This is a genomic window from Paenibacillus tritici (assembly GCF_013204885.1).
Taxonomy (GTDB): Bacteria; Bacillota; Bacilli; order Paenibacillales; family Paenibacillaceae; genus Paenibacillus_AQ; species Paenibacillus_AQ tritici.
In genome coordinates this window covers 15,864-33,563 of record NZ_JABMKX010000020.1, presented here as the reverse complement: position 1 = coordinate 33,563, position 17,700 = coordinate 15,864, and the positions used below count along the sequence as shown (strand labels likewise).

15 protein-coding genes are annotated in these 17,700 nt (G+C 54.1%); 14 read left to right on the top strand and 1 reads right to left on the bottom strand.

Annotated features, from left to right (window positions below; all coding sequences use genetic code 11):
• Nucleotides 1-165: 165 nt before the first annotated feature.
• The 5 genes from HQN87_RS27095 to HQN87_RS27075 all read left to right on the top strand — a co-directional run bounded on the left by HQN87_RS27095 (nucleotide 166) and on the right by HQN87_RS27075 (nucleotide 2,083).
• Entirely contained in the window at nucleotides 166-372 is a 207-nt protein-coding gene (locus tag HQN87_RS27095) for a hypothetical protein (protein WP_173139683.1), read from the top strand.
• 58 nt (nucleotides 373-430) lie between these two features.
• Nucleotides 431-973, top strand: coding sequence for an RNA polymerase sigma factor SigY (gene sigY, locus HQN87_RS27090; RefSeq protein ID WP_173139681.1), 543 nt, complete (start codon nucleotides 431-433; stop codon nucleotides 971-973).
• Nucleotides 963-1,283 (top strand): DUF5345 family protein, encoded by a 321-nt coding sequence (locus HQN87_RS27085; RefSeq protein WP_173139678.1) that lies wholly within the window; start codon nucleotides 963-965, stop codon nucleotides 1,281-1,283. The genes sigY and HQN87_RS27085 overlap by 11 nt, the downstream gene beginning before the upstream one ends.
• Nucleotides 1,284-1,285: 2 nt before the next feature.
• Nucleotides 1,286-1,525 carry a hypothetical protein gene (locus tag HQN87_RS27080; protein ID WP_367272820.1) on the top strand — a complete coding sequence of 80 codons (240 nt, stop codon included), beginning with the start codon at nucleotides 1,286-1,288 and terminating at the stop codon, nucleotides 1,523-1,525.
• 174 nt (nucleotides 1,526-1,699) lie between these two features.
• A complete protein-coding gene (locus HQN87_RS27075; protein WP_173139676.1) occupies nucleotides 1,700-2,083 on the top strand; it encodes an ATPase in 384 nt (127 codons plus the stop codon).
• 240 nt (nucleotides 2,084-2,323) lie between these two features.
• Here HQN87_RS27075 and HQN87_RS27070 read toward each other — a convergent pair whose 3' ends face one another.
• Nucleotides 2,324-3,187, bottom strand: coding sequence for a PocR ligand-binding domain-containing protein (locus tag HQN87_RS27070; protein WP_173139674.1), 864 nt, complete (start codon nucleotides 3,185-3,187; stop codon nucleotides 2,324-2,326).
• Nucleotides 3,188-3,287: 100 nt separating this feature from the next.
• Between HQN87_RS27070 and HQN87_RS27065 the strand changes: the two genes are divergently transcribed.
• The 9 genes from HQN87_RS27065 (at nucleotide 3,288) to HQN87_RS27025 (ending at nucleotide 17,698) form a co-directional block, all read left to right on the top strand.
• A complete protein-coding gene (locus tag HQN87_RS27065) occupies nucleotides 3,288-4,247 on the top strand; it encodes an acetylxylan esterase (RefSeq protein WP_173139672.1) in 960 nt (319 codons plus the stop codon).
• A 138-nt stretch (nucleotides 4,248-4,385) separates the two neighbouring features.
• The gene (locus HQN87_RS27060) at nucleotides 4,386-6,095 is read left to right on the top strand and encodes a sensor histidine kinase (RefSeq protein ID WP_173139670.1); all 1,710 of its coding nucleotides are present in this window, start codon (nucleotides 4,386-4,388) and stop codon (nucleotides 6,093-6,095) included.
• A complete protein-coding gene (locus tag HQN87_RS27055; RefSeq protein ID WP_173139667.1) occupies nucleotides 6,092-7,762 on the top strand; it encodes a response regulator in 1,671 nt (556 codons plus the stop codon). Before HQN87_RS27060 ends, HQN87_RS27055 begins: the two co-directional genes overlap by 4 nt.
• A gap of 98 nt (nucleotides 7,763-7,860) precedes the next feature.
• Nucleotides 7,861-9,504, top strand: coding sequence for an extracellular solute-binding protein (locus HQN87_RS27050; RefSeq protein WP_173139665.1), 1,644 nt, complete (start codon nucleotides 7,861-7,863; stop codon nucleotides 9,502-9,504).
• Between the two features lie 9 nt (nucleotides 9,505-9,513).
• Entirely contained in the window at nucleotides 9,514-10,932 is a 1,419-nt protein-coding gene (locus HQN87_RS27045; protein WP_173139663.1) for a family 43 glycosylhydrolase, read from the top strand.
• Nucleotides 10,933-10,968: 36 nt separating this feature from the next.
• Nucleotides 10,969-14,211, top strand: a complete 3,243-nt coding sequence (locus HQN87_RS27040) for a DUF6259 domain-containing protein (protein WP_173139661.1) — start codon at nucleotides 10,969-10,971, stop codon at nucleotides 14,209-14,211.
• A gap of 41 nt (nucleotides 14,212-14,252) precedes the next feature.
• Nucleotides 14,253-15,875, top strand: a complete 1,623-nt coding sequence (locus tag HQN87_RS27035) for an extracellular solute-binding protein (RefSeq protein WP_173139659.1) — start codon at nucleotides 14,253-14,255, stop codon at nucleotides 15,873-15,875.
• An 18-nt stretch (nucleotides 15,876-15,893) separates the two neighbouring features.
• Nucleotides 15,894-16,802, top strand: a complete 909-nt coding sequence (locus HQN87_RS27030; protein ID WP_367272819.1) for an ABC transporter permease — start codon at nucleotides 15,894-15,896, stop codon at nucleotides 16,800-16,802.
• Nucleotides 16,803-16,816: 14 nt separating this feature from the next.
• Nucleotides 16,817-17,698, top strand: a complete 882-nt coding sequence (locus HQN87_RS27025; RefSeq protein WP_042139988.1) for a carbohydrate ABC transporter permease — start codon at nucleotides 16,817-16,819, stop codon at nucleotides 17,696-17,698.
• Nucleotides 17,699-17,700 lie beyond the last annotated feature (2 nt).

The window sequence follows — 17,700 nt, the reverse complement described above, 5'->3', positions numbered from 1 at the left end:
CTGACATAAACCGATAAAATAGAGATGGACAAGCGGATACAGAGTTGCTACAATATGGTTAATTAAATGTAACATTTACCTCGCGAAGCACGCAGGCTGTGGACTAATCCCGGTTTGCGTTCTTTTTTGTGTTTAGATATTTTAACTAAATTAGGGGGAAACATCATGAAGGAAGATATGCATTGCCAGCTGGACTATGGAGAATGGGAAGTGGCGGACCCGTGTGTAGCGGAGCGGAATGAAGTGTATGATACGGCAGGGAAGAGTGATAATAAGTACACCCTGTTCTGGAATTTCCCCCGGGGCAAGGGCAAGATTCAGCCGTGGAGACGCAAGCTATGGGAGCTGCAGAATCAGTCTGACCGTGAATGAACGATAACGACTACATAAACGTATTACAGCTGTGATAGAAGAAATCAGGGGAGGGGCTATGGGCGACGGGATGCTGGAGAAGATCAGCCAGGCGCAGCAGGGGGATGCTGCTGCGCTGGCCGTGCTGCTGCGTGAGCATTATCCCTTCCTGTACAAGTATCTAATTAAGGCGACCTTGGACCCTTTGCTTGCGGAAGAGATCGCCCAGGATACGATAGTCAGATGTATGGAGAAGATCAGGACTTACAATGGTTCGTCTGCTTTTTCTTCATGGCTGATTACGATTGCGAGCCGGCTGTATATCGACCGCAAGCGGCGCTGGAAGCGTGAGGCGAAGTGGCAGCAGGAGCAGGCACAGGAACAGGGCATCCGCAGAGTCCGCTGGAGATTTGAGAGCCGCAATCTGGAATGGAGTGATGTGCTTGACGCCTTGTCGCGTCTGTCCTCTGCCCAGAGAATGGCTGTACTGCTGAAGCATTATTACGGGTATGGTTACGATGAGATCGGCGAGATGCTGGAGATCCCTTCAGGAACGGTCAAATCCCGGGTAGCAGCCGGACTTGCCCACCTGCGGAAGGAGCTGAATGAGGATGAGGTTTAACAGTGATGAAGAACTGCTGAATAAGCTGTCAGCGGAGCTGGAGAATCTGGATATGCAATATGCCGATGTCTCCATTCCGTCATTGCCGGAGCTGGAGCAGCTTATTGCCGCTGAAGCTGTCGAGCGCCGCCGGCGCCGCCGTAAGGAACTGCTGCTGTTCCTTCTGCTTGCTCTTGTTCTGCTTGGTATCGTGATAGCTACGCTAAGCTCAGCCCCGGTGCTGTATTGGAGTCTGCAGGCGCTCTTTCTCCTGACAGCGCTTGGCAGCCTGGGAGCAAGGCGGCTGCGGCTGCGGCGGAAGGAGTCCTAAGCGTGAAGGAATTACAGGAAATACCTGTCTGGCTCTGGATGCTGTTAGCGGCTGTACTGCTGCTGCAGGGAACCTGGCTGTTCCGCGATGCTCAGGACAGAGGCAAGGGGAAGAGCGCCTGGCTCTGGGGAATATGGGGGCTTACAGGTGCGCCGGCTCCCACCGTTTGTTACCTGCTGTTTGTGGTCCGCCCAGATAGAAGGAAGCAGAAGGCAGCGGCGAACCGCTCCTGTAAGGAATAAATTTCCAGTTTAGAAGACTTTGTAAGAGAATAGCGGATTTTCAACAATTTTCAGAGTGTTTTCTGTGAACAATCCATTATCCTGACCTCCTGCGGCTGGACAGCTCTATCTTTTTTTAGTAGACTGTGGAAACAAGCAAAATCCAATTATAGATTTTAGTCAGGAGGTAGGACGATGCTGCGTTTAGGAGAGAAGATTGTCATTGTCGCGGACGCTTTTGAGCAGAGTCTTCCTATCGGAGACTATGGTTACCTTATAGCTTACGACCGCAATCCGGATAATGCGTTTGATTATGTCATTCGTGTTCCCGAGGCCAATAGAAATTTCTATGTTACAGCAGAGGATATTGAGGCCGAAGAACAATTGCTGGTACTAGAAGCTGAAAGAGCCACGCACGAAGCGCTGATAGATTATGCATTGTCAACGTACAATGAGAAGCTGTTCCATCATCTGATGAACGGCGAAGAAGTTGAGGTCGAAGAGATAGAGGCTGCATCCCCAGAGAGTTTGTCCCAGGCGGATTTCATCAAGCAGGTGAACCTTCGCGCTTGGATTTAAGTAAGAGCCGGCGAATGCCGGTTTTTTTTTGTCTCCTGACAAGCCAGGCGCGCTGTCTATAGTACACACCTTTGAGAACAAAATGACTATTAATTCAAACGATTATTACTATTTTGGTCCAGGGACGGGATGATAAGATCAGCACAGAGCAGGGCAGAATTGCTAGAAGCCGGGGGTGATAACAAGAGGCTGGTGCCGGAAGCTGCCATCTCTGCTGTATACGCTTTCAACCAGGTGCCGTCAGAATCGGCCCGGAGTGCGTCCTTGTAAAGTGTTTTCTTTGCGGTAGACGCTGGGCAATGTGCCGGTGACCTTTTTGAAGGCTTTGGTAAAGTAATTATAATCGGGAATGCCGACCTGCTCCGCAATTTCGTAAATCGGACTGTCGGTGTCACCCAGCAGCCTTTTGGCCATTTGGATACGGAGGCTACGGATATATTCCGCGATGCCCATGCCAAAGTTCTGCTCCGAGAGCTTGTAGAGATGGGATTTGCTGATGCTGAATGCTTTGCACAGAACGGGAACGGACAGCGGTTCCTGGATATGCTCTGTAATATAACCGTCGATCTTTTGTGCCAGCGTATCCTCCTTCAGCACCAGCATCCGGGATAGATACAGGTAGCTGGCGCTCATCTCCATGGTTTTGGCGTAAGCATCAATGACTTCCTTGGAGATGTATTTTTTGCGCTGGAAGGCGCTGTACAGTTTATTCATATCCACATTATAGGGGCTTATATTCTCACAGACCTTCTCCCATAACTCATCACGGGACCCGGTCTGCAGCAATTGGCCGAACATAATATATCCGATGACCTGATTGTCCGTTTGAATAGGAACCACCGTTTCGGTAAGTCCGGCATGGCATTGATAGGTGTACAGAGTCTTTTCCTTTTTCACTTGGGTGCAGGCTGCCTGGTCGCAGAGGATGCACTGGGCCTCCGCACGCGGATCGCTGCGGATGATGTGGCAATATGTCGAATGGCGGGTGGGATAAGCAGCCAGCTCAGTGAAGGAATTGTCGAAAATCACGGTGCGGATACCGGTCAATGTATAGAAATTGCGCAGCAATTCCTTGACGTCCGGCAGGTTGAACAACAAGCTCATGGTGCGGCCTCCTCTTCTTCCGGTGGATCTGCGTTACTGGCAACATTGTACTGTATTTGATATAGGACACACAAACCAAGAGAGACGGAGGTGCTTATTAATGCCGCTAGTCGATATGCCGTTAGAACAATTATTAACGTATGAGGGACGTAATCCCCGTCCGGCCAACTTCGAGGCTTATTGGGAACAAGCACTGCAAGAGATGAGAAATACGGATGCCCGTGTGGAACTGGTGAGAAGCGGGTTTCAGGTTCCGTTCGCCGAATGCTTCCATTTGTATTTCACGGGGACAGGCGGAGCGCGTATCCATGCGAAGCTGGTCAAGCCGAAGCATGTTGCAGGTCCGCACCCGGCGGTAGTGCAGTTCCATGGGTACGCCCACCATTCGGATGACTGGGCCGACAAGCTAATCTATGCTTCCTTGGGCTTTACTATAGCCACTTTGGATTGCAGAGGCCAGGGAGGACTGTCCGAAGATGTTGGCGGGGTCAAAGGAACCACACATAAAGGGCACCTGATTCGCGGACTGGATGATGCGCCCGAACGGCTGCTGTTCCGGCAGATCTATCTTGATGCGGCACAGCTCGCCGGAATTGTAATGGACATGCCGGAAGTGGATGCCGCCCGCGTCGGTGCAATCGGCGGATCGCAGGGAGGGGGGCTGGCGCTGGCCTGTGCGGCGCTTGAGCCGCGGATCAACCGGGCTGCACCCAGTGTTCCGTTCCTGTGTGATTATAAACGGGTATGGGAAATGGACCTGGCCCGAGATGCTTACGAGGAACTGCGGACGTTTTTCCGTCACCGCGATCCCCAGCACCTGCGGGAGGATGAGATTTTTGAACGGCTCGGCTATATTGATGTTCAACACCTGGCGGACCGGATCAGCGGTAAGGTGATGATGGGTGTGGGATTGCTGGATACGGTGTGTCCGCCTTCGACGCAATTCGCCGCCTACAACCGAATCCGCTGCGAGAAGAAACTGGAGATCTATCCCGACTTCATTCATGAACGGCTGCCGGGCTTCGAGGACAAAACCATACAATTTCTGCTTGAAATGTGAGAGGCTAACCGCCTCTCTTTATTATTGTTTAAGGGCCTGCTGCAGAGGTATGATGGGACTACAGGGGAGGCTTGTGGAAGGAGAGAGATGCTGTTGATCAGATATATGAGAACGCTTTCAATTTATCCCAAACTTGTTATGGCTTTCTTGCTTGTCATTATTCCGCTCTACCTGTGGGGGCTGGTCATGAATCAATCCGGACAGGAGGTTGTCCAGAAGCAAATCTCGGAATCCATGGCCAGCCGTGTCCACTTCTATCTGACTTCGCTGGAGACAGAGCTGACACGGCTGACGCGGCTGAAGCTGGAGTATGTCAATGACGATGATTTGCTCTTGCTGGCGACGGTTCCGAACCAGTTGAACGATTATGAACGGACCCGTGCCTTGTTATCCGCCAAGAGCAAATTATATTTGCTCAAAAGCTCCAGCCCGTTCGTGGAGAACGTTAAGCTGTATATTCCTTCCCTGGACCGAAGCATCAATGCCAACAATTTCGACAGTGCGATGCCGCCTGAAGAACTGGAGGACATTCTGAACCCGGCCCACATGAAATCACCGATCTTCGGCATGGGCGAGAAGCTGCTAATGAGTGGCGTCTATCCCGATGCGGTGTACGCCGGCCGGCCGCCTGTGCTGGCCATCGAAATTCAGCTGTCACGCCCGGAGATTCTCCGCTCACTCTCCAGCATGGCCGAGGGGGAGGGCGGCGGAGCTCTATGGATGGACACCGGCGGCCAGTGGCAGATTGCCTCCGGTGTGGAGGACTCGCTGCTGGCTGCGTTCGGGGAAGCTCTCCGCGGGGAGCTACTCAACGACAGTGGCGAGTCCGGCCAATACCGGCTGGAGTCGGCAGGCATTGACTATTTCGGAGCCAGTGAATTTTCACCGCTGCTGGGAACGACTTTGGCCGTGTTTGTCCCTGCGGAGACGGTGCTGGAGCCGCTGAACAAGCATCGCAACTGGATTTGGGGAGAGTCGCTGGTCGCTTTGCTGCTCGCCGTAGTGTTCTCTTACTGGATATACAGGTTTATTCATAAGCCGATGAGGCGGCTGATTACTTCCTTCCGGAGAGTGGAGATGGGTGATCTGAGTGTCAGGCTCTATCATGGCAATCAGGATGAATTCAATTATGTATATAACCACTTCAACCATATGCTGGAGCGGATTCAGGAGTTGATTCATGAGGTGTATGAGCAGCAGATCAGATCCCAGCAATCCGAGCTTAAGCAATTGCAATCGCAGATTAACCCCCATTTTTTCTACAACACCTTCTTCATTCTGCAGGGTCTCGTTCGTATGAGGGAACATGAAGTAGCCGAGCGGATGCTTCACCATCTCAGCGGCTATTTTCAATTTATTACACGTAGTGGAGCGGAGCAGGTCAGTCTGCTTGCAGAGATGAAGCACGCATGGTCTTATGTGGAGATTCAGAATATACGTTTCGCCGGTACGGTCACAGCCGAACTGGAGCCCATACCGCAGGGGTGGGAGGCTTCCATGGTGCCTCGGCTCATTGTCCAGCCATTAATTGAGAATGCTTATGCCCACGGGCTGGAGAACAAGCTGGCAGAAGGGATGCTGCGGGTAACCTTCCGGGAGGAAGGGGCGGACCGGCTGGTCATCGGGGTGGAAGACAACGGAGAATCGCTGGATGACGGAGAGCTGGATGCGCTGCGCAGAACACTGGCCCTTGCTGAAGAAGCGATGGAGATGACAGGAATCCTGAATGTGCACCGCCGGCTTCAGTTGAATTATGGTCCGGCGTTCGGAATTGAAGTATCACGCAGTGAACTGGGCGGATTGAAGGTGCTGCTGATGATAAGACGGGAAGAAGGGAGACAGCCATGATCAGACTGCTGATTGTCGATAATGAACGGTGGATTGTACGGAACCTGCTTGATCTGTTCGGGCACTGGGACAAGCTGGAGCTGGAGGTATACGGTGCGTATTCCGCTGCGGAGGCACTGGAGCAGCTGGGGAAGATGAAGTTCGATATTGTATTGTCCGATATCCGCATGCCGGGAATGGACGGGCTTGAGCTGCAGCAGGAAATCAGACGTTACTGGCCGTGGTGCAAAATTATTTTTTTGAGCGGATATAACGAATTTGATTATATACAGCAAGTCATGCGCGGCGGCGGGGTGGACTATCTGTTAAAGACAGAAGGCGAGGAAGCGATTCTTCGCGCTGTGGAGCAGGCCGCTGCGCAGCTATATGCGGCGGTGGAAGCAGAGGAGCTGATCGAGCGCGCGCACCGGCAGCTGCAGCTTGTCCGTCCGCTGCTGCTGGGTGATTATTTGCTGGAGCTGATGCAGGGGGATAGCCCGGGCGTAAGCCAGCTTGCACATAAATTCCAGGAGCTGGAATGCCCGCTGGATGCTGCCCGCGGCGTGCTGCTCACGATCGGGCGTGTGGACGATTGGCGGGACGAGCTTAGTGTAGCAGACAGGGAGCTGATGCTGTACGCTATCCGGAATATTGCCGAAGAATATTGGCTCCCCTCCGTGCGCTGCCTCAGTCTGCGTTATGAGAAGAACAAGCTGCTGTGGCTGCTGCAGCCTATGGCAGATGCTCCGGAGGACAGGGAGCGGGCGCTCCGGTTCATCCATGGGACGCTTGAGACGATCGCCATGAGCTGCAAGCGGCTGCTGAAGCTGCGGCTGTCGTTCTCGGCCGGTGCAGCATTTCGCCCCTGGGAGGAGGCGCCCCGGCAGTTCAGCACCCTGAAGGCGCTGCTGGGACGGGGACTTGGCATGGGCAAGGAGCTTGTCCTGATCGAACAGCGCAAGGAAGCCGGAGAAGAGGCGCAGCAGGCAGAGCTGCACAATCATGAAATTAGCAGCCAGTTGGGGAAGCTGGGAGCCATGGCGGCTTATTTGGACAACGGACAGCAGGAGCATTTTTTTCTCGAATTCGGCAAGCTGGCAGCGTTGGCCTCCCCTGCGCGCGGCACCGACAACCGGCTGAAGCTGGAGATCTACTATTCGCTCATGTGTTTGTTGCTGTCTTATATGAACCGCTGGGAACTGCATGAGGTCATCGGAGAGTCCATGGATTTGGACAAGCTTACAAGATATGAGGCCCACCCTTCCTGGGAGAGCGCGGAAGATTATTTATCGGCGCTGGCCATGCAGCTGTTTGAACAAAAGCAAGATGACCAGGTCTACCGCGAGCATGATTTGATTACCCGCGTCCGGTTATACGTAGAGCACCATTTGGCCGGCGATCTCTCACTGACCCGGATCGGTGATGTCGTCGGCTACAATCCGTATTACTTGACCCGGTTGTATAAGCGTTTAACGGGCCAGTCGTTGCCGGATTACGTGGCTTCCTCCCGGTTGGCGGAAGCCCAGAAGCTGCTGGAGGGCGGCAGTCTGATTGTGCAGGACATTTCGAAAGCGGTCGGCTTTATGACGGAGCAATCCTTCTACCGCTTTTTCAAGAAGGAGACCGGCATTACTCCCCAGGAATACAGAGAGCGGCATACCTTATCCAAATCGGATAATCAAAAGTGAAAATCGGCGAGTAGAGGGGCCAGGGGAAGCGAGCCTATAATAATGCTAAATAAGGCGAACTTTCACGAAGCTCCTCCAAGGTTGAAGGGGGATAAGAAGTGAAGGGAAAGAGATTGGCAGTCTTGACGTCTTACGGAATCGTTCTGTCGCTGCTGCTGAGCGCGAGCAGTCCCGGAACGGGCAGAATTCTGAACTCTGCGGAACATGAAGGCTATCCGTTTGGAAAATACGATCCGCCGATTCAGCTTCATATCGCTCGTCCGGTCGATCAGACCTGGACGTATCCCGGCGGTGACAGCATTGAAGATAATATCTGGTACCGGGAGTACCGCAGCCTGCTGGGCATCGAAATTGAACACGATTGGACCGCCCTGCCGGGCGAGTACAGCCGCAAGCTGAATGTCCTGATTGCCTTGGGCAGTCTGCCGGAGATGTTCTCCGTCTCCGCAGGCCAGCTCAAACAGCTGGCGGATGCGGATCAATTGGAAGATCTGACGGCGGTATACGAGCGCTTCGCTTCCGGCCGCACCAAAAAACTGCAGCTGGGAGACGGCGGTGCGGCCTTGGCTTCCGCCACGTTCAACGGCAAACTGCTGGCCATTCCCATCGTCAATGCTCCGATCTACGAAGCCAATCTGCTGTGGGTGCGTACGGACTGGCTGGACAAATTGGGTCTGCCTGAGCCCAAAACGCTGGAGGAGGTGTTTGCGATTGCCGATGCATTTACGGGGCAAGATCCCGACGGCAACAACCGGCAGGATACCTTTGGCCTGGCCATCAATAATTACCTGTATGGCGGCATTGCTTCGGTTACCGGATTCTTCAATGCTTATCACGCTTATCCGCAGACCTGGATCAAGGACGGGAACGGTCAAGTGATGTACGGTTCCATTCAGCCGGAGATGAAGCGTGCGCTGGGCAAGCTTCAGGAGATGTACAGGAGCGGACAGCTGGACCGGGAATTCGGTGTCAAGGACAGCGACCAGGTGGTGGAGGATATCGCCGCGAACAAGCTCGGCATGACGTTCGGCGCCAACTGGAATCCCTATGTATTCCTGGATGCGGTACGGCAAAACCCCGGAATGGAGTGGAAGCCGTATGCAGTACCTTCAGTGGATGGCGTGCCGGCCAAGGCCAGCGTAGGCTTCTCGGCAAGCGGATATGTCGTAGTGCGCAAAGGCTATCAGCACCCGGAGGCTGTGGTGAAAATGCTGAACCTGCACGAAGAGGTAGTTCACGGCGCAAGACGCGGCGAAGGCGAATTCATTACTGTGGAAGAAGCCGGCGGACGGATCAACACCTCCAGGCTGTCCTTTGTCCAATCCGGTGTATCCAATGAGGATGTGGCAGAGTCGTTGTCGTTACTGCGCGAGGCCATCAGGAACGAGGATGGAAGCCTGCTGAAGGATGCGCTCACCGAAACCGACAAATACGGGCCGACCCTTGATTACCTGACAACCGGGAATATGGACAATTGGGCCGTTGCCCATCAATACTTCGGGTTCGAGACGACCATGGACCACTATAGCGGCGACCGGCTGCTGATGACTGCCTTCGGCGGACAGACCCCTACGATGACAGAGAAGTGGGCCATGCTGGACAGACTCGAGAAGGAAACCTTCACCAAAATTATTATGGGGGCGGTTTCCATTGATGAATTCGATAGATTCGTAAAGGATTGGAACCGGCTTGGCGGTAAGGCGATCCTGGAAGAAATTAATGAACCGTATGGAGGAGAGTGAACGAGCAGCATGAGCAAATTATTCTACAAGCCTGAAGACGGCTGGCTGGCCGACGTTATCCCGTTCTATGAAGACGGCGAGTTCAAGCTGCTGTATCTGAAAGATTGGCGCGACAGGGAAGGACACGGTGAAGGCACGCCCTGGTTTCTGCTGGGGACCCGGGATTTCATTCACTACAAGGAATACGGAGAGGTTCTGCCGAGGGGCGCGGTATCCGAGCAGGATCTGTATATCTATACGGGATGCGTGCTGAAGAAAGACGGACTGTATCATATTTTCTATACCGGCAACAATTTTCATTATCCGGCAGAGGGCAAGGCGCAGCAGGCAGTGATGCATGCGGTCAGCAGCGATTTTGTACATTGGGAAAAACGGCCGGAGGATGCCTTCTATGCACCAACGGACGCCTACGAGGAGCATGACTGGCGTGATCCGTTTGTGTTCTGGAACGAGGAGGCGGGGGAATATTGGATGCTCCTTGCCGCCCGGCTGAAGAAGGGCCCCGCGGGTCGCCGCGGCTGCGTTGCCCTATGCGCCTCCAAGGATTTGACCAGCTGGGAGGTACGCGATCCGTTCTGGGCTCCCTACTTGTATACGACTCACGAATGCCCGGACCTGTTCCGGATGGGGGACTGGTGGTACCTTCTGTACTCGACATTCTCGGACCGTACGGTCACGCATTACCGGATGAGCCGCTCGCTGCAGGGGCCTTGGCTTGCGCCCGAGAACGATGCACTTGATACCCGGGCATTCTATGCCGCCAAGACTTGGACCGACGGTGAGCGGCGTTATGCATTCGGATGGAACCCGACGCGGGAAGGCGAGCATGACGGGGGCACCTGGCAATGGGGCGGACATCTGGTTGTGCATGAAGTCGTACAGGGCACGGATGGTGCGCTGCTTGTAAAAGTGCCGGATACCCTGAATGCTGCGTTTAATCAGGAAAGCGCTTTATCCTTCACCGAAGTGCTCGGACGCTGGAAGTTCAGCGGCAGCACGGCTGCGGTTACGGCAACCGATTCCTTCGCCGGTGCCTATGCGGGGCCATTACCGGACGGCGCCTGCAAGCTGGAGGCGACGATAACGTTCGCTCCCGGCACCCGGGGCTGCGGCATTATTCTGCGGACCGATCAGGAGTTCGGGCAGGGGTATATGATCCGGCTGGAGCCGGGCCGTAACCGGATTGTTGTGGACCAGTGGCCGAGGAAGGGAGATGTCCCCTACGCCGTCGGCATGGAGCGGCCGCTGCCATTGCTGCCGGGAACCGCCTGCTCGTTAAGCATATATCTGGAAGATCAGGTATGCGTAGTCTATGTGAACGAGGAGATTGCGTTAAGCACACGGCTGTATGATTTCCAGCAGGGAGGGACGGGGCTATTCGTGAGTGAGGGTAGTGCGGAATTCATGTTCAGGCAGTTTGCAATGTAGGTCCATTCCATTCCGGATGAAGAGAGGGGATAGGTAATGATCCATGTTGTCAGAAGAACAGTGATGGTATGTGTGGCGTGTATCCTTTGGTGTGGCAGTCTGCCGGGTCTTAGTTTTGCAGATACAGCTAATGTGAAGGTGACGATTGATTCCGGCACGGCCGCCATCGACTTCACCTATGGAACGATAAATCTGGCCCGCGGCAACGAAGGCAAGCTGACCGGTATCCGCCATCTGGCGCAGAACAATCTGTGGAATGATACGGCAGCTTCCACCGTTTCAGCGAAGAGAGGGCATGTCACCTATGAACATACCTGGGGGTCGGGCACTTCGCTGGCTGAGCTGGAAACGACGGTGGCCCGTAAATATGACGGTACCTTGACCGTCAGCCAGCATGCGCAGACAGAGCAGCCAGGCATATCGGGCGTGCAATGGGGATTCATTATCCCCGATACGTATGATCTGATTATTCCTGCACTGGGCGGGATCCGGCTCACTGCCGAATCACCGGACGCCGCCTATGGCTTCTCCCAGTTCACCTATCCCGATGTCTGGGAGGCGCAGATGTTTCTTGTGCAGGGGGCAGAGGGCGGACTGCTGGTTCATGCGGATGACAATGCCGATTTCTTCAAAACTTTGCATGTGAAGCATGAGAACGGCAGCTTCTATGTTGGAATAGAGACGCAATCGCCCGCTCCATTTCAGCAAACGACCAAGTCGGTCTCCACGGATTGGCGGCTTAAAGCCTACGCCGGTGACTGGGCAAAAGGATCGGCAATGTACCGGGAGTGGGCAGACGGCGCCTTCGGGTTAGCTGAATCTTCCGCGAAGGCACCGGATTGGGCCAAGGATATCGGATTCACGGTACTGACGGATCTGGAAGACCAGCCGATGCTGGAGGAGCTTGCACAGCGGGTAGATGCGGAGCGGACGCTGCTGGTTGTTCCCGGCTGGAGAGCGGACCCCTATGATGTGAATTTTCCCAATTATGAGCCGAAGCCGGATATCGCAGCCAGGATCGACGCTGCCCAGGCGCTGGGATTCCGAGTGATGCTGTATGTAAATATATTCGGAACATCATTTAACAACGAGAATTATACACAAATGCAGCCCTATCAGGTGAAGGATCCGTTCACCCTGGAGCGGAAGCGCTGGGAGTATACAGCAGGATCGGAACAGATTTCATTTGCCGTTATTAATCCGGCGGCGGAGGCGTGGCGGGAACTCTTCGTTAACAAGATGACTGCCCTGGTGAATGAGGTCGGACCGGACGCGCTGCACCTGGACCAGTCGCTGCTCATGTATAACGATGCCAACGGCCTGATTGACGGCAACAACATGATGCAAGGCAATATCGCCCTGCACCGCGAGCTTAGAGAAGCGCTGCCGGATATCGCCTTGGGCGGGGAGAGCTTGAATGAAATCACGACACGGTATGAGTCCTTTGCGCAGCGCCATGCCTATGGCATCTTCTCCGCGAGCGGAACGTGGGATGACAGCAAAATCAATCAGGTGGTTCCGGCCAGCTCAGCGATTTTTGCCCCGTATACGACTATTTACGGTCATCCAGATCATGCGAACCCGATCACGGAGGATTATTTCATGGCCTGGCATAAGGTCGTTCAGAACCGGCTCGGGGCCATTCCCATGCTCACAAGACCTAATCTGGGCCAGATCGCCAATCCTACCCCGCTGATGGAACAATTGCTGGATGAAGCGGGCTGGTACCAGAGCGCACAGCCTACAGCCGATTTCAGCAATATGTCAGATCCCACTCTGTTTGCTTTCAGGACAGCAAACGGCGGCAGTGCCAAATATGTACGCGATTCCTATGGCGAGAAGCTGACCGCCTACGACGGGAACCCTTCCGGCGGGGGCACCGACATCTTGCGTTATTTGTACGGGGCAGAGACCTATCCGTTGCCGGGAAGCATTCCGGGGTGGCTGCTCTATGACGAACAGAAGCTGTTCGGGCTGGACCCGGACAAAACGTATCTGTATTTGAACCAGGTCCGTGATCCCGAGGGATTCCATGTCTATGAGTGGCCGGAGGATGTGGCGCTAAAACGGCTGTCCAGCCGCTCCACCCACACCACCATCGTTATGGACGACAAGCTTCAGTCCGGGGATATAGATCTGCTGAATTACGAGGGACCGGTTAGAGCAGGAGAGGTTATGGGAGACGGTACCGTCCATACAACCGCTGCCCCGTTCCCTACCACGGGCGGATTCTCCTACTCCTTCCCCGGAGGAGGAACTGTGCAGCACTGGGGCGACCGGATCCTGGCCCATCCGCCTTACGCAGGGCAGTGGCAGGGCGGGCATACCTGGCTGGAATTTGATATCAGTCTGCCCGCAGCAGCGGCAGCGAGCTTTCAAGCCGGTGTGCAGCTGGGCTCCGAGCAGAATGTTGCGAGCAGTGACGGTGTCACCTTCAAGGTATCCGCTTGGGATAAGGCAGAAGCGCCTGGGGACCGTACGGTGCTGAGTGAAGAGCAGTTCAGCAGAAGCGCCTCACCTACAGCCATGGAGCTGGATTTGTCGGAATTAGCAGGCAAAGAAGTGACCCTCCGGCTGGAGACGCATCCCGGTGTGACGGTGGACAATGATTCTGCCGTATGGGTGGCACCTACGGTAGCCGTCGCAACTTACGGCGGCAACCGCAGCGTAAACTTCAAGGTGAACAGTCCGTTGCCCTTAACTGTGGTGCAATCCAGCTACGGAGCAGCCTCGTCTGTAAGTCTAGGTAACAATCACTACGAAATTACAGCACCTGCCTCGGGTACGGTGTATCTGATTCACAACGTGTCTGCTCCTGTGCAGCTGCCGTTATCGTTACCCGGAGCTCCATATCATTCGAGCCTGGTGTTCGAGGACGGAAGCGAAGGGCAAGCCCAGTCTCCGTTCGGCGGATTCCCGGGAAGCGGCGCTGTACTCGGCGTTGAGAAGCAGGGGCTGGATGCCCACCCGCCACAGCACGGGCAGACGCATATTGAATATGCCTTGAATTTGCCCGCAGACACGCAGGCTGTACTACAGGGATTCGCTGGCATTAAGGACGGATCGGATGACTCCCAGGGCGCCGGCTTCCGCATAGCGGTGAACGGAACGGTAAAGTGGTCGCAGGATATCATGCCGGGCGGGGCCTGGACTCCGTTCAGTATCCCGCTGGCCGAATATGCCGGAACTTCGGTCATCATCACCCTGATCACTGATTCTTTGGGCGACTACGGATATGACAGGGCCTTCTGGGGCCAGCCGGCTCTGATTGTGCAATAAAGAGATCATGCAGAAACCGAATATGAGGGGGAAGCAAAATCATGAGAAAAATTGCCGCTTTATCTATTAGTACCGTTCTTTTGGCCCTGACAGCCTGCAGCTCACCATCCAATACCAATACCCAAGACACTGCCAGCTCCAGTGCCGATCCGAAGCAACCCATTGACCTGCGGGTAGGCCGTTATTCCCTGCCCACCTGGGGGTATCCCGCAGGGGATGATTTTGCGAACAACATCTGGTACCGGCATTATGCTGACAAGTTCAATCTGAACGTCATACACGAATGGACAGCTCTGCAGAATGAATACAATGAGAAGCTGAACATCGTCATTGCCTCGGGATCAATTCCGGATATCGTCATCGAAGCCTCCACCAACCAGCTGGAGACCATGGTGAAGGCCGGTATGACAGCGGATCTGACCGATGTTTTCGAAGAGCATGCTTCTGATTTGACGAAGGAGATTCTCACCGGTGACGGCGGCCTTGCGATGGATTCGGCTACCTTTGACGGCAAGCTCATGGCTTTGCCTTACACGACCTCGGTCATCTATGAACCTAGTCTGCTGTGGGTGCGTCAGGACTGGCTGGATAAGCTGAACCTGCCTGTGCCGAAGACCATCGACGATGTGATTGCGGTGGCCAAGGCCTTCAAGGAACAGGACCCGGACGGCAACGGCATCGACGACACCGGCGGGCTGGCGTTCAGCAACTGGCTATTCGACGGGATTACCTCCACCACCGGATTCTTCAACGGCTACCATGCCTATCCGCAGAGCTGGCTCAAAGGAGATGACGGCAAGATCACCTACGGCAGCGTGCAGCCTGAAATGAAGAATGCCTTGGCTAAGCTCAGAGAAATGTATCAGGCCGGCCTGATTGATCCTGAGTTTGGCATGAAGGATACGACGAAGGTAACGGAGGAGGTCAGCGGCGGCAAATACGGCATCAGCTATGGACGCTGCTGGAACGTATACATGTACGGTACGGGCCTGGAGGGCCAGCCGGATATGGTCTGGACTCCACTGGCGGCTCCAAGCGCCGACGGCGAGGATGTATTTGCCAATGTAGGCACAACCGTGGTGAGTTACTATGCGGTGAACAAAGACTATAAGCATCCCGAAATTCTCGTCCAATTATTGAATGATTACAACGAGATGGCTTACGGTCCGAACCGGAATGATCCCGAGGTCAAGAAATTCTTTGCTTTCGAAAAAGGGCAGACCATTGTGGAACAGGGGCACTTGTCCCTGGCCCGGACCCTTACGACCGATGATGCTACCGTGAAATCTTTGGAATACCTGATCGAAGCCATCGAGAAGCGCGATCCCAGCAAGCTGGATCAGGCTCTGACCGAGACGGGCAAATACGAACCGAGCGTAGCTTATCTGGACGGCAAGGGGACCGGCTATATGGAGTATCACCAGGTCAAAGCCTTCAAAACGATTGTGGAGGGCTATGGCACGGATCATCTGATTCCCCAGGCTTATGGAGGCACCACGGAAACGATGCTGAACAAAATGGGCATTCTGGGCGATTATGAACGTGAAATTTTTACGAAGATCATCATGGGTGCGGAGCCTATTGACGCCTTCGATACCTTCGTATCCGAGTGGCACAAGCTGGGCGGCCAGCAGATTCTGGACGAGATCAACGCCAGCTTGTGATGAAAGGGGTAGCCTATTGTGAGAGCTTTGCACCTGAAGAGCCGCTTCAGACATGAATTACCGTACCATTTGTTTTTGATACCGGGAATTATACTGGCTGTTCTATTCTGCTATATCCCGATGATGGGGATTGTGATGGCCTTCCAGAACTTTAGCGTGTTCAAGGGCTGGCTTGCGGGTCCATGGGTCGGGATGGACAATTTCCAATATATTATTTCCATGCCCCGCTTCGGGCAAGTCATGTATAACACGATCTATATCTCGATTTTGAAAATTGTATTTTCATTGATTGTGCCTATCGTTGTTGCGCTGCTGCTGAACGAAATGCACGGCCAGAAGCTGAAACGGGTGCTGCAAACTGCGATGTACCTGCCTTATTTCTTGTCCTGGGTGGTGCTCGGCGGCATCATTCTGGATGTCCTCAGTCTGGAGGGGGTGATTAACAGCCTCATCCAGGCCTTTGGCGGAGAGCCGGTGGGCTTCCTGTCCAGCAACCGGCTGTTCCCCGGCGTACTGGTCACTACTGAAGTGTGGAAGAACTTTGGCTTCAATACGATTATCTATATGGCTGCGCTAACCTCCATCAATCCGGATTTATATGAAGCAGCCATGATTGACGGAGCCAGCCGCTGGCGGCAGATCTGGCATGTTACGCTGCCCGGCATTCGTCCTACGATCATTCTTCTGGCTACTCTCAGTCTGGGCAATGTGCTGAACGCCGGGTTCGAACAGGTATTCATGCTGCTCAATCCGCTGGTGGTCGATTCCGGCGATATCCTGGATACGCTGGTCTACCGGCTGGCCTTCAATCAGGCACAGTATAGCGTAGCGACAGCCGTAGGACTGTTTAAATCAATGGTGTCCGGAGTACTTATTTCAGTCTCCTATTATATGGCCTATAAGTTTGCCGATTACCGCATTTTTTGAAAGGGGGAGCAAGGGTGAAATACCGTTTGAACGGCAGCACCGTGTTCGCAGTATTCAACAAAGTGTTTCTCATTCTCTTGGGAATCCTCTGCATTGCGCCGATTGTCAATACGTTAGCCATTTCCTTCAGCTCCGCCTCGGCGGTGGCGATGGGGAAGGTACGGTTTTTTCCGTCGGACTTTTCACTGGACGCTTATAAATTTATCGCTACCCGTCCGGAATTTCTAAGATCCTTGGGCGTGGCTGTGATCCGGGTGCTTGTGGGCAGCGCCCTGCAGATGCTGGTTACCTTTATTTCAGCTTATCCCCTTTCCAGGGAGAACAGGGATTTCAGCATGCGGACGTTTTATGTATGGTTTTTCATGTTCACCATCCTGTTCAGTGGAGGCATCGTCCCCCTGTACATGCAGGTGAAATCCCTCCACATGCTGGATACCATGATGGTACTGGTTCTGCCGACAGCCCTGGCGGTCTTCAACATCGTTCTGATGATCAATTTCTTCAGAGGACTGCCCCGGGAACTGGATGAGTCCTTCCGCATAGATGGAGCCGGACACTGGACCATCCTGTGGCGGTTATATTTCCCGCTGTCGTTGCCTGCCTTTGCGACCATCCTGCTGCTGGCTATGGTAGGGCATTGGAATAGCTGGTTTGACGGAATGATCTTCATGAACCAGACCGAGAACTATCCGCTCGCCACCTATTTACGCTCCATTATTGTCAGCTTCGATTTCAGCAATGTGAGGTCTGAGGACGCCGCACTCCTGGCCAGCATCTCACCGCGCACGACCAAGAGCGCGCAGATCATTCTGGCCACGTTGCCCATCTTGTGCGTCTACCCTTTTTTACAGCGTTATTTCGTGTCTGGTCTCGTCCTGGGAAGCGTGAAGGGATAGTT

What these genes read in the sequence shown, in the direction of transcription:
- HQN87_RS27095 (WP_173139683.1), top strand. Translation starts at nt 166, where the DNA reads ATGAAGGAAGATATGCATTGCCAGCTGGACTATGGAGAATGGGAAGTG.
- sigY (WP_173139681.1), top strand. Translation starts at nt 431, where the DNA reads ATGGGCGACGGGATGCTGGAGAAGATCAGCCAGGCGCAGCAGGGGGAT.
- HQN87_RS27085 (WP_173139678.1), top strand. Translation starts at nt 963, where the DNA reads ATGAGGTTTAACAGTGATGAAGAACTGCTGAATAAGCTGTCAGCGGAG.
- HQN87_RS27075 (WP_173139676.1), top strand. Translation starts at nt 1,700, where the DNA reads ATGCTGCGTTTAGGAGAGAAGATTGTCATTGTCGCGGACGCTTTTGAG.
- HQN87_RS27070 (WP_173139674.1), bottom strand. Translation starts at nt 3,187, where the DNA reads ATGAGCTTGTTGTTCAACCTGCCGGACGTCAAGGAATTGCTGCGCAAT.
- HQN87_RS27065 (WP_173139672.1), top strand. Translation starts at nt 3,288, where the DNA reads ATGCCGCTAGTCGATATGCCGTTAGAACAATTATTAACGTATGAGGGA.
- HQN87_RS27060 (WP_173139670.1), top strand. Translation starts at nt 4,386, where the DNA reads ATGGCTTTCTTGCTTGTCATTATTCCGCTCTACCTGTGGGGGCTGGTC.
- HQN87_RS27055 (WP_173139667.1), top strand. Translation starts at nt 6,092, where the DNA reads ATGATCAGACTGCTGATTGTCGATAATGAACGGTGGATTGTACGGAAC.
- HQN87_RS27045 (WP_173139663.1), top strand. Translation starts at nt 9,514, where the DNA reads ATGAGCAAATTATTCTACAAGCCTGAAGACGGCTGGCTGGCCGACGTT.
- HQN87_RS27040 (WP_173139661.1), top strand. Translation starts at nt 10,969, where the DNA reads ATGATCCATGTTGTCAGAAGAACAGTGATGGTATGTGTGGCGTGTATC.
- HQN87_RS27035 (WP_173139659.1), top strand. Translation starts at nt 14,253, where the DNA reads ATGAGAAAAATTGCCGCTTTATCTATTAGTACCGTTCTTTTGGCCCTG.